Genomic DNA, 11,598 nt, shown 5'->3' with positions numbered 1-11,598 from the left:
GTATCAATATCAATATTCCCTTTTTCGAAAGAAACTGAAACTACATCGTCGGTATATTTTTTAATGATTTTTTTTGCTCCTTCCTGCCCTTTTAATTCTAGTAATTCTTGAAAATATTTTTTTTGAAATAAAACTGGCGTTCCTAAAGTTTCTGAATAAGCTGATGCTGCAATTCCTTTTTTGGTTTTATTGGATTCAAAAATTAAATTTTCAAAAATAGAACTCGTTACAAAAGGTTGATCACAGACCGCCAAAATACATTTTTCGCAATCTGAATTTAGAAGTAATAATTCATTTAATCCTTTTGTGATTGATGATGACATTCCGTTTTCCCAATCGGAATTAAAAGAAAATGTTATTTCAGGCGAATTAAGCTCTTCTTCGATCAGATCATGATTCGAACCTGTTACGACAATTACAAACGAGTTTTCAACCTTTAAAGCTTCAGAAATTGTATTCTTTAGTAGATTTGATTCTTTATACTTCAATAACTGTTTGGGTCTGCCTAATCTGGAAGAATTTCCTGCCGCGAGAATAATTATACCTGTTTTATGATGAAATTTATTCTCCATAATGAATTACATCGTGTATTTTTCCCGATTTATATTTTAAAGAAGTTCCTATTCTTTCAGATGCAACTGCTTTAATTTCAGAAACTATAGATAAGGCAATTTCTTCTGAAGTTTCAGCGCCAATATCTAATCCGATTGGACTGTGAATTCTTTCTAGTTGTTCTTCACTTACCGTAATTCCTTCCATTAAAAGATCGTCGAGCATTCGGTTGAGTTTTGATTTTGGACCTAGAATTCCGATGTAATGGCAATTGGTCAACAATAATGATTTTAAAACAGCCAAATCGTACTTGTAATTGTGCGTCATTAAAAGGAAATAGGTCTGATCATCGATGATTATATTATCCAGAAACTGTTCTGGTTTTACCACCGAAACCTGACTTGCTTTTGGAAAACGTTTTGCTGTAGCATGCGTCGCGCGACCTTCACCAATGGTGATTCTCCATCCTAAAACGGCAGCCATTTTTACCAGTGGCTGAATATCATTTCCTGCTCCGGCAATTACAAGTGAAATTGAAGGCTTTATGTATTCAATTAAAGCTTCGTTGCCGTTTTCTTCTTGAAGGTTTTTCACTACCGAAGTTTTGCTTTTTAAGACTTCTTTTACATCAGAAATCAAATTTAAAACTTCGTTATTATGATTTAAAATAGGACTATCTTTTCTAAAAAACAAAGTTGTCCCCATCTGAAAAGCATTTCTTTTTAAAGAAAAAACAGTAACAATTGCGGCTTCTTTTCTTTCTAGTTCCAATTGCTTTAAAAGCTGAATTGGGTTATTTTCGGCATCTTCGTTTATATATTCAAAAAGTATATGAACTATCCCGTTGCAACCAAGCTGCAAACCTACTTCGGCATCGTCTTCGTTACTGGTGTTATAAGTTACAAGTTTATTTTGTTTTTGATTGATTGAAAGAAGGGCTTTTCGCAAGGCATCACCTTCAAGGCATCCTCCGCTTATTGCACCAGTCAGCAGGCCATCTTCTGTCACGAGCATTCTGGCTCCCGGCTGTCTGTACGACGAACCTTCAACTTTGACTACGGTTGCCAAAGCTGTTTTTTTTCCTTCCAATTTTGCTTCGGAATACGCTTTAAGAATTTCGCTGATTTCCTTCATATTAATTATCTTCCTAACAAAAATAAGGAAATCTTTTAAAGAGAAATAATTCCCATCACAAAAGCCGTTTGGACAGCCTCAGCAGTATTGGTCACTTTTAATTTTTCTATGATGTTTTGTCTATGACGTCTTACGGTGTAAACCGAAATGTGCATTTCTGATGCAATTTGTTCACTTTTATTTCCTTTTGCAACGCTGGTCAGAACCTCAATTTCTCTTTTCGAAAGTATATTTTCAGTATTATTTTTATATTTTTCAGCTTCGATGACTTCGCCTGTTCGAATATTAAAAATTTTACCTTCAATTCCCACTCGAGGCTGCAAATCGGTTGAAGGCAAATACAGACATAAAGCGAGTGAAATACTTCCGTTATTAAACGTATTCAAATAAATCGTTCGGTGATTTATATACGTAATTTTATCGTTAGCATCTTTCATTCTAAGGCGACTCAAAGTACTGTAATTGTTATATTCTTCTTTTGGAATTCCTTTTAAAAATTCATAAAAATTAAGTTCTAAAACATGTCTTTCAACCAAGTCTTCTGAATTTATTTTAGTAAAAATACATTCTTCAAAAGCAGAATCGATTACGGAGTTTTCATCTGGAAGTCCGAAAACAGAGCCAAAACTTCCTGCATAAATATAACTTTTGTCGGATTGATAATCGGATAAAACGGCCACACATTGCTCAATTTTGACATAATTGATAACGAATTGCTTGTACATTTCGATATCATTAGATTCTCCAATGTCAAACTTTTGTTCTAAAAATGTGGACATTAACTGGTTTTCGATTGAAGAATTCTGTGGCATTAGAAAATATAATTGGTTAATTTTACGTATTGCCTCTTTTTTGAAGCAATTCTATTTTTGGAAAATTAAAAATATCACTTTCTATCCCAAAAAAATAATCTATGAAAACATTTTTTTACAACGCCATTATTATCCTTAGTCTTTCTGCTTTAACGAGCTGTAATAATAAAAACGAAACTGCAAAAACCGCCATGAAAGAAGAAACAAAAACAGATTCTGCATTTGTAAATGGTTCGCCTTGTGACATTAAATTATCTTCTATCCATTTTACAAAAGCGGTTAATGGCGCTGACTCATTAATTAAAACCGAAGCTAACGAAAAGGTTATTTTCAAAGCTGGCGAGAAATCAGATTACTTTTCTGATCCAGACGGAAAATTATCGAACACTACGGCACCAATGCTTTTATCAAAAGTAGATAATACAAAACCTTTTACGCTTACCGCGAAAGTTACGCCTGAGTTTACAGAAAAAGGTTTGTACAACGCTGGTGTTTTATACATCTATGTGAATGATAGTTTCTACCAAAAATTCTGTTTTGAGCAAGACGAAAGAGGAAATCACAGAATTGTAACGGTTCGCACGATGGGAACTTCTGATGATAATAATCACGATGTTGTAAAAGAACCTTCTGTTTACATGAAAATCACTTCTGATACTAAAACGGTGGCAAGTTATTATTCGTTAGATAAAAAGAATTGGCAAATGGTTCGTTTGTACAAAAACAATTATCCAAAAGAAATATGGATGGGAATTAGCACACAATGTCCAATGGAAAAAGGTACTCAAAGTATTTTTGAAGAAATTAATCTGGAAGAGAAAAGCGTTGCTGATTTTCGTTTAGGAATATAACTTTGTTTGCATTAAGATAATCATTTTTTTAAACAGGTGTATGATTTATATTACTAAGTTTTGTATTTTTATCAATAGCAAAATATATATTACCTAACTTAAAAATAAACTACATGGGAAAATTTGTAATCACTACTAGAGCCAACGGAGAGTTTCAATTCAATTTAAAAGCTGGTAATGGCCAGACTATTTTAACAAGTGAAGGTTATACAACAAAAGCGGCTTGTAACAATGGAATTGAATCTGTAAAGAACAACGCAGCTGACGATAATCGTTATGACAGAAAAGAAGCCAAAAATGGAAAACCATATTTCAATTTAAAAGCTGGAAATGGTCAAATTATTGGTTCAAGCGAAATGTACGAAAGTGTAGCAGCTAGAGAAAACGGAATTGAATCTGTAAAGAAAAATGCTCCTGAAGCTACTATTGATGATCAAACAGCTTAAGTAAATTATCATATAAAAAATAAAAAACGGGGCTTTTAAAGGCCTCGTTTTTTATTATAACTCTTTTCTTTTTTCAAATTCATATAAGATTTCAGCACTTTTTTTTCTGTCAGATAAGGTTCATCATATTTATTGAAATCTCTATTTTCACTTTCAGGCCTTAATTTACTCAATATTTCAGGTTTACCTTCTGGAAAATTTATTATACCTAATGGCGAATAACCCCTAGGAACGACATCGACTTCATAACTTCTATTGTATGAAGCATATTCTAAAACTGCAGCGACATTCCTGAAATTTTCAACATCTCTTCCTGCAAAAATAACGTCGAATTTACTACCTGTTGGAATATCTGTGTAATCAGAACAACATTCTACTAAGATTTGATTTTCTGTCAATTGCAAATTATTAAAGCGGTGTTCTGGATTTTTACCGAAATAGGTTTTCATTTTTTCCTGGTCTGCAATTGACATCAATACCAAAACAGGAAATATTTCTTTTGAAATTGCTTCTGTTCCTATTAGCTCAAGATCTGAAAATACTGACATAATTTTATTCTTTCCAATTTACAAAATGTATTTTTCTGTTGGCTTTCTCCTCTATATAAGAAATATAAAACAGTTCATACGTGTACAAATGATATTTTTCCCAAGGTGTTAGTTTGCCTTCATTTTCTTTAATATAAAAATCAATGAGTTCTAGTATTTTGTTTCTATCAAACTTTTCTTCATTGTAATTCACAATTCGGTCAAACTCTTCATAATTGACAATTACATTATATAGAGAAGTTAATTGTTCTTTAAAGTTGTTTTCTCCAAATATAACAATAGAATCCTCGAGCGTTAATACACGATTTGTTGGAGATATTTTAAAAATAGGATCATAATGTGTATACGGTTCTCCCCAATCAAATTTTTCATGTTCTAACTTGCAAAAGGGAACTGTACTTTCATCTATATCTTCCATTACTTATTTTTATTTCGAAACAAATATTCAATATTATTTCAGCTAATATCTGAAAAATATAGGAATGTAAACTTCTTATGAAATTATTTTATTCCTTAATATGAAAACAAAAAATGCAGAAAAGTTGCCCTTTCTGCATTCATCTATTATATATTTTCTCTTTGTTTTAATCCAATAAAAAAACAATCAATCCTCTTGCTCCATGAGCTCCAAGAACTAAAGATTGTTCAATATCTGCCGTTTTTGACGGACCTGCGATAAAAGTTCCGAAACCGTATTCCATGTTTCCGATTCTTTGATACGCTTGCTGCATTGTTCGCACAAGATCTTTTTTATGGACAATAATCGCTAAATACTGCGCAATAAAAGGTGCAACACGTTGTCCTAAAATATCATCGGTTACCCAAAGTCCGCTGTTTTCTGCAACTCCAAAATGTGCTTTTACAACTGTTAATTCAACATCTTGAAGCGAATGCGGATCAACTGTTTTCCAATCTAAAGAAGCAATTTCTGAAAGTTCTGGAAGCGTTGTGATTAATCTCTTTTCTAAATTATAATTCGATTTAATATAATTGATGATTTCGTTATAATCAGCAACTTCTACGGGATCGCCTCCGATTCCTTTTAAAACGGTTTTGTACGTTTCTAAAATATCAAATTGTTCTGAACCTAAAAGATTTAGATCTGGCAATTCTGCAACCTCATTTGGCTGATTCAGTTTTATTCTTTTTAAAATTTCGCCTTTACTACTCATTCTTTTTATCTTTAGATTCTCTCGAATTTTTCTTGTACCATTCTCTAAAAGATTCCTCAGGAACATCAGGCATTTCGCGCTGATCGTACCATTTGTTCATCTTATTATTGACCATTCCTGGAATGTTCTTCATTACAAATCGTCCTGATTTTCCAGCGATATTGAAAACTGTTGGATTTGCTAATACAGTCGCCATTGTTTTCATAGCAACCGTTTTAGCTTTTGGCGTATGACCTTCTTTTACCAAAACCTGACGCCATTTGTACAATTGATCGTGAATATCAATTTTTACAGGACAAACGTTAGTACACGAACCACAAAGCGTACTTGCAAAAGGCAAATCGGCATTTTTGCTCATATCTAAATTTGGCGCTAAAATAGAACCAATTGGTCCCGCAACTGCATTATGATAACTATGTCCGCCGCTTCGTCTGTAAACTGGACAAGTGTTCATACAAGCTCCACAACGAATACATTTTAGCGAATTTCTAAAATCTTCTCTTCCTAATTGTGTACTTCTTCCGTTGTCTACAATTACGATATGCATTTCTTTTCCGTCTCTTGGTTTCTTGAAATGGCTAGAAAAAGTGGTAATTGGCTGGCCTGTAGCGCTTCTTGCCAATAATCTCAAGAAAACACCTAAATGTTCTCTCTTCGGAATCAATTTCTCAAATCCCATACAAGCAATATGAACGTCTGCTAAATGCGCGCCCATATCGGCATTTCCTTCATTCGTACAAACCACAAATTCTCCTGTTTCTGCAACAGCAAAATTGACTCCAGTTAAAGCTACTTTTCTAGTTAAAAAAGTATTTCTTAAACTATGACGAGCAGATTCCGTCAAATACTGTGGATTGAAATTCCCTTTTTCTGTACCTAAATGTTCGTGGAAAGTTTCACTTACATCTTCTTTTTTTAAGTGAATCGCTGGAAGCACAATATGGCTTGGCGGTTCTTTACGAAGCTGAACGATATATTCACCTAAATCAGAATCGATTACTTCTATTCCTTTTTCGGCTAAATAATCGTTTAAATGGCATTCTTCTGTAAGCATTGATTTGGATTTCACCATTTGCTTTACATTATGTTTGGCCATGATCGAATGCACGATTTCGTTGTGTTCTTTGGCATCGGCTGCCCAATGTACGATTATTCCGTTTCGTTGCGCATTTGCTTCAAATTCAACTAAATAATCGTGAATATTAGAAAGCACATTAAATTTAATTTTAGAAGCTGTTTCTCGAAGCAGTTCCCAATCTTCAATTTGATGCGCTGATTTATCTCTTTTGGCACGCACAAACCAAAGTGTTTCGTCATGCCAATTGACACGCTCCACATCTTTATTAAACTTTGTTGCGGCTTCGCTGTGCGGTATTACTTTTTCTGATGACATTTTTTATTCTTTAAAAGTCAATTTTTGAAATGTTTATTATTGCTATCTATATTTAACCGCTAGGTTCGCAAAGTTATTTTTACTCTTGTGTACTTTGCATTTTTCTTTGCGTGCTTTGCGGTTAAATCTCACTCGATAAATATTCTAGTTTTCGAGTGAATTTAATATTTCAGCAATATGAATGGTTTTGATCCTGCTTTTTTGTCTTTTTAGAATTCCATCCAAATGCATTAAACAAGACATATCTCCACCTGTAATATAATCCACATCATGACTTTCGTGATCTTTAATACGATCTTGCCCCATTTTTACAGAAACGGCTTCTTCAGTAACGCAAAACGTACCTCCAAAACCACAGCATTCATCTTTTCTAGTCAATTCAACCAAATCAAGATCTTTGATGCTATGCAATAATTGTTCTGGTTTAGAGAAAAATGGTGCGTTTAATTCTGTCATTTGCGAAAGCTTTAATCCACGCTGACCGTGACAGCTGACGTGCATTCCGACTTTAAACGGAAATCTTCCGTCGATGTGGTCAATTTTTAAAACGTCTGTTATAAACTCGGTAAGTTCGTAAACCGTATTTCGAATTGCTGTTGCCTTCTCTTCTTGTTTTTCGTCATGCAAATGGTCTTTTACATGCAAAACACAACTTCCAGAAGGGCAGACGATGTAATCAAATCCAGAAAAATTGGCAATAAAATTGGCATCGCATCCTTTTGTTAAATGCGCATAACCGCTATTGGCCATTGGTTGTCCGCAGCAGGTTTGTCCCATCGGAAATTCGACGTCACAACCTAATTTTTGTAGTAATTCGTAGGTTGCGATTCCTACTTTTGGATAAAATTGGTCGACATAACAAGGTATAAAAAGTCCAATTTTCATGTTGTAGTATTTAGTGTGTTGTTCATTCGGCGTGTACTGTAAAAATGTAAAAAATACGTTTCTCGGCAAATTTACAACATACTGACCGTTTTTACCTAATGTTTATAGAATTTCAAGTCAATTAAATCGTTCTGAATTGGTTTTGGATTCCAATTATCGTGAATTGCCAACGCTGCACCTAACGCACTCGCCTGCGCCATCGAAGCGGCATAAACCTCTACATCAGGAAAAGCTTCTGCCAATAAATTCATATAAATCGAATTTTTACTGAAACCTCCATCCACAAAAATCTTTTTTACGGGACTGTTATGAATGACCAAATTGGTAGAAAAAACTTGCTGTTCAACCAAATCCAGCATTAATTGATGATAAGCGGTTTCGTAATTTTTATAATGCGAAAGATCTCTTTTTTGAAAAGGACATTCTTTCAGAATATCAAAATTGTATTTTTTCGGATAGATAATTTGATAATTAAGCGCTCGTAAATTGGCTACTATATTTTTATCAAAATACACTTCTTTATAGGTATCAACTGGAACTTTAAAATGTTCTGCCAAACGTTTGGTTTGCACTTCGTGTTCATTTCCTGCAAATAAACGTGCTGCTTTGACTGGTTTTTCGATGTATTGCATGTAGCAAAGACAATCGTTCTGCGATTCATCAAAAGTTAGCGGTTTGTTGTTGAACGGATTTAAAGAAATACTCCAAGTTCCTGTAGACAACAATACAAACGGTTCTGTAAAGTTGATTGTATATGGTATAATTGCCGATGAACTATCATGTAATCCAACTCCAACCGCAAGGTTTTCACGCGTCATAATTACATCTTTTCCAAAATGAATTGGCGGTATTTTTTCTGAAATATTCTCTTCTTTCAGCCATTTATGGTATTTCATTTTTTTGAAATTCCACAAATTGGTATGACAGCCAATACTTGTAATATCGGCGTAAGCTTCATTCGTTAAAAGAAAACTTAAAAACTGTGGCAAATGCAGACAGTATTTTACGTTTTCGAAGATTTCTGGTTTTTCTTCTTTTAGGCGATAAATCTGCATTCCAGAATTTAAACTGCCTAAAACTGGTGAGGCTGTTTTTACAGCAAATTTCTTTTCTCCTTTGTATTTTTCATAGAAATTAGATTTTAAATCCTCTGGATAATCTTTTAAATAATTATACAAAGGAGTTAAAACTTTTCCGTTTTCGTCAATGTAAACAAAACTGGCTCCGTAAGTGCTGAAATTGATGGCTTTTAAAACATAATTTTTCAGTTCTTTTATTTCAGATAATCGATCTAAAATCCAGTCTTTGAGTACTTCGATATCTTCACACGGAAATCCATCTTCGTCTGTGGTTTCTTCCAGATTTACTGACTTCTCCCAGACAATTTTATAATTTTCGTTAAATAAAAAAACCTTTTTGTTTGTTTTACCAATATCAAAAATCGCAACTACATTCATTTTTATTAATTATGAGTTATGAATTATGAGTTATAAGTTGTGAATTACTTAACTCATAATTCATAACTTATAACTCATAATTATTACAATCCTGTTGCCATTGTTTTTAAACCTCTCTCGCCAACTAGGTTTTCTCTAACCTGAAGTGAACGATATAATGCTACCGGATTTAATGCAGCTCCAGAACGAAGACGAGCTTCTGCTACTAATGCGCGAACATCTGTACGGAATGCATTTTGAAGAATTTCTTGCGCTTTTACTACATCATTTTCTTCTTGTGCTTGCTCTAATGCGTTTCTATCAACAGAAAGTGCTTGAGCGTAAGCAATCATAATCGCTTCAACAGATTGCAATAAATCTTCTAACGGATCTTTGATGTTGTGAGAAGCGTCAATCATCCAACCTAAATCTTTGGCATGGTTCATTCCTCTTGCATCCATTCCTTCAACCAATTCATTGAAAATCAAGAATAATTGATATGGTTTTAATGCTCCAGCTGTTAAATCGTCATCACCGTATTTTGAATCGTTAAAGTGAAAACCTCCTAATTTGTTTTCCATCAATAATAAAGAAACGATTTGCTCAATGTTTGCATTTGGAAGGTGGTGACCTAAATCTACCAATGTCTGCGCTTTGTCGCCTAACTTTTTAACATACGAATAAGACTGCCCCCAATCTGCTACAGTCGTAGAATAAAAGTTAGGCTCAGCACATTTGTATTCCAAAAACAATTTCCAGTTTGAAGGTAATGCATCATAGATTTCTTCTAAACTTTCTAAAGTATTTTGATACGCTTTTCTGAAGTTTAACTGTCCTGGGAAGTTAGAACCGTCAGCTAGCCAAATTGTTAAAGACTCAGAACCTAATTCGATTCCGTGTTTAATAACCTCAATATTGTGAGCAATTGCTTGTTTGCGAACTGCTTTGTTTACGTTTTGTAAAGAACCGTATTTATAAGTGTGCTCAGAACTTGCTTGATCTTGAAACGTATTCGAGTTCATAGCATCGAATTTTAATCCGTGCTGAACTGCTAACGTTTTAATTTCGTGATAATTTGTTGGAATATCCCACGGAATATGAAGTGAAATAGCTCCTGAAGCATTGTTTAATTTGTGAAGCAAACCAACATCTTCGATTTTTTCTTCTAAAGAACGAGGTTCTCCTCCTCCAGCGAAACGTCCGAATCTTGTTCCTCCTGTTCCTAAAGCCCAAGATGGAATTGCAATTTGAAAGTCGATTAGTTTTTGAATAATCGCTTCTGTATCATTTATTTCTGATGCTGTAAAAACTAATTTATTTTGGTGTTTTTTTAATAAATCTTCGTTATGAGATTCGATGTGGTTTGATCCGATTAACATAGTTATTGATATTTTAATAGAGTTTACAATATATAAATTTTATATTTCTGGTATATTTTTTTAACATGCCTTTGCGAAATTTTGGACGCGGATTTCACGAATTCGCTATCGCGAAGACGCTGATTGACGCTGATTTTATTTTCTAGTTTCACGCAGATTTAAAATGGATTTGAGCAGAAAACGCAGATCTTTTTTATCATATCAAATTAAAAATCTGTTAGATCTGCTTAAATCTGCCTAAAATCTGCGTGAAACAAAAAAATCCGTTTTTTTCAGTGTCTTCGCGATAGCGAATCCGTGTCATCTCCGTTCTATTCTTTACACATCAAAATATATTTTGAACTTATAAAACCTACATTAACTATACTCTGGTTTTACTTCACTTTTTTGTTAAGTTTTCTTCGTTTAAAGCGAATTGTTATAGGCTAAAAAAATCTAACGTTCGAAAGAATTCGAACGCTAGACCACAAAAAACCACTTTTGCTTAAACAAACTTATATAAAAAACCTAAACAATCTTTATCTATAAAAGCCCATGCCTACGCCGCCGTCTACGTTTAATGCGTTCCCTGTAGATTTACCTAGTAAACCTCCAACAAAAGCATAACAAGCGTTGGCAATATCATCTGGCAATATGATTTCATTTAATAACGTACGTTTTGCATAGTAAGCTGGAAGTTCTTCCACTGTTACTCCGTATGCTTTTGCACGACCTTCTGCCCATCCTCCAGACCAAATGTTTGAGTCTGAAATTACAGCGTCAGGATTTACTGTATTTACACGTATTTTGTCTGCACCAAGCTCGGCAGCCATTAAACGTGTTAAGTGCGCTTGAGCCGCTTTTGCCGATCCATAACCAGGATTGTTCGGACCTGCAACAACTGCGTTTTTAGAAACGATATTTACGATATCACCTCCAAAACCTTGTTTGCGCATTACTTCGATTCCTGCTTTAGAAACAATAAATTGTCCTTTTACCAAGATATCGTAT

Annotated in this window: 13 protein-coding genes; 2 read left to right on the top strand and 11 right to left on the bottom strand. The window is 34.0% G+C overall.

The features are described from left to right. From ACE01P_RS24025 to ACE01P_RS24015, 3 genes are all read right to left on the bottom strand, one after another. Window positions 1–572: NTP transferase domain-containing protein (locus tag ACE01P_RS24025; RefSeq protein ID WP_379701593.1), on the bottom strand; the 572-nt coding region annotated here is incomplete at its 3' end. Continuing rightward, complete coding sequence (locus tag ACE01P_RS24020) at window positions 562–1,686, bottom strand: XdhC family protein (protein ID WP_379701592.1); 1,125 nt, start codon at window positions 1,684–1,686, stop codon at window positions 562–564. The genes ACE01P_RS24025 and ACE01P_RS24020, both read right to left, overlap by 11 nt. Before the next feature lie 35 nt (window positions 1,687–1,721). Continuing rightward, the gene (locus ACE01P_RS24015; RefSeq protein WP_379701591.1) at window positions 1,722–2,498 is read right to left on the bottom strand and encodes a response regulator transcription factor; all 777 of its coding nucleotides are present in this window, start codon (window positions 2,496–2,498) and stop codon (window positions 1,722–1,724) included. 101 nt (window positions 2,499–2,599) lie between these two features. Here ACE01P_RS24015 and ACE01P_RS24010 point away from each other — a divergent pair, with 101 nt between their 5' ends. Next, on the top strand, window positions 2,600–3,349 hold the full coding sequence (locus ACE01P_RS24010) for a DUF1349 domain-containing protein (RefSeq protein WP_379701590.1): 750 nt from the start codon (window positions 2,600–2,602) through the stop codon (window positions 3,347–3,349). A 113-nt stretch (window positions 3,350–3,462) separates the two neighbouring features. Then, window positions 3,463–3,795: a YegP family protein gene (locus ACE01P_RS24005; protein WP_379701589.1), complete on the top strand. Its 333-nt coding sequence runs from the start codon at window positions 3,463–3,465 to the stop codon at window positions 3,793–3,795. A gap of 35 nt (window positions 3,796–3,830) precedes the next feature. Here ACE01P_RS24005 and ACE01P_RS24000 read toward each other — a convergent pair whose 3' ends face one another. From ACE01P_RS24000 to ACE01P_RS23965, 8 genes are all read right to left on the bottom strand, one after another. Beyond that, window positions 3,831–4,343: a hypothetical protein gene (locus tag ACE01P_RS24000; protein WP_379701588.1), complete on the bottom strand. Its 513-nt coding sequence runs from the start codon at window positions 4,341–4,343 to the stop codon at window positions 3,831–3,833. Window positions 4,344–4,347: 4 nt separating this feature from the next. After that, window positions 4,348–4,761, bottom strand: coding sequence for a hypothetical protein (locus tag ACE01P_RS23995; RefSeq protein ID WP_379701587.1), 414 nt, complete (start codon window positions 4,759–4,761; stop codon window positions 4,348–4,350). Window positions 4,762–4,927: 166 nt separating this feature from the next. Next, window positions 4,928–5,515, bottom strand: coding sequence for a lactate utilization protein C (locus tag ACE01P_RS23990; RefSeq protein WP_379701586.1), 588 nt, complete (start codon window positions 5,513–5,515; stop codon window positions 4,928–4,930). Continuing rightward, complete coding sequence (locus tag ACE01P_RS23985; RefSeq protein ID WP_379701585.1) at window positions 5,508–6,908, bottom strand: lactate utilization protein B; 1,401 nt, start codon at window positions 6,906–6,908, stop codon at window positions 5,508–5,510. The genes ACE01P_RS23990 and ACE01P_RS23985 overlap by 8 nt, the downstream gene beginning before the upstream one ends. Before the next feature lie 144 nt (window positions 6,909–7,052). Continuing rightward, window positions 7,053–7,793, bottom strand: a complete 741-nt coding sequence (locus ACE01P_RS23980) for a (Fe-S)-binding protein (RefSeq protein WP_379701584.1) — start codon at window positions 7,791–7,793, stop codon at window positions 7,053–7,055. Between the two features lie 95 nt (window positions 7,794–7,888). Beyond that, window positions 7,889–9,250, bottom strand: a complete 1,362-nt coding sequence (locus ACE01P_RS23975; RefSeq protein ID WP_379701583.1) for an FGGY-family carbohydrate kinase — start codon at window positions 9,248–9,250, stop codon at window positions 7,889–7,891. A gap of 83 nt (window positions 9,251–9,333) precedes the next feature. Beyond that, window positions 9,334–10,608 (bottom strand): TIM barrel protein, encoded by a 1,275-nt coding sequence (locus ACE01P_RS23970; protein WP_379701582.1) that lies wholly within the window; start codon window positions 10,606–10,608, stop codon window positions 9,334–9,336. A gap of 518 nt (window positions 10,609–11,126) precedes the next feature. Beyond that, a partial coding sequence (locus ACE01P_RS23965; protein ID WP_379701581.1) for an SDR family oxidoreductase occupies window positions 11,127–11,598 on the bottom strand: 472 nt, incomplete at its 5' end.

Source organism: Flavobacterium sp. HJSW_4 (assembly GCF_042436695.1).
GTDB lineage: Bacteria > Bacteroidota > Bacteroidia > Flavobacteriales > Flavobacteriaceae > Flavobacterium.
The sequence above is the reverse complement of the archived record's forward strand: the minus strand, read 5'-3'. Positions and strand labels throughout refer to the sequence as shown.

Coding starts and splice junctions, on each gene's coding strand:
- ACE01P_RS24020 (WP_379701592.1), bottom strand. CDS start 1,686: ATGAAGGAAATCAGCGAAATTCTTAAAGCGTATTCCGAAGCAAAATTG.
- ACE01P_RS24015 (WP_379701591.1), bottom strand. CDS start 2,498: ATGCCACAGAATTCTTCAATCGAAAACCAGTTAATGTCCACATTTTTA.
- ACE01P_RS24010 (WP_379701590.1), top strand. CDS start 2,600: ATGAAAACATTTTTTTACAACGCCATTATTATCCTTAGTCTTTCTGCT.
- ACE01P_RS24005 (WP_379701589.1), top strand. CDS start 3,463: ATGGGAAAATTTGTAATCACTACTAGAGCCAACGGAGAGTTTCAATTC.
- ACE01P_RS24000 (WP_379701588.1), bottom strand. CDS start 4,343: ATGTCAGTATTTTCAGATCTTGAGCTAATAGGAACAGAAGCAATTTCA.
- ACE01P_RS23995 (WP_379701587.1), bottom strand. CDS start 4,761: ATGGAAGATATAGATGAAAGTACAGTTCCCTTTTGCAAGTTAGAACAT.
- ACE01P_RS23990 (WP_379701586.1), bottom strand. CDS start 5,515: ATGAGTAGTAAAGGCGAAATTTTAAAAAGAATAAAACTGAATCAGCCA.
- ACE01P_RS23985 (WP_379701585.1), bottom strand. CDS start 6,908: ATGTCATCAGAAAAAGTAATACCGCACAGCGAAGCCGCAACAAAGTTT.
- ACE01P_RS23980 (WP_379701584.1), bottom strand. CDS start 7,793: ATGAAAATTGGACTTTTTATACCTTGTTATGTCGACCAATTTTATCCA.
- ACE01P_RS23975 (WP_379701583.1), bottom strand. CDS start 9,250: ATGAATGTAGTTGCGATTTTTGATATTGGTAAAACAAACAAAAAGGTT.
- ACE01P_RS23970 (WP_379701582.1), bottom strand. CDS start 10,608: ATGTTAATCGGATCAAACCACATCGAATCTCATAACGAAGATTTATTA.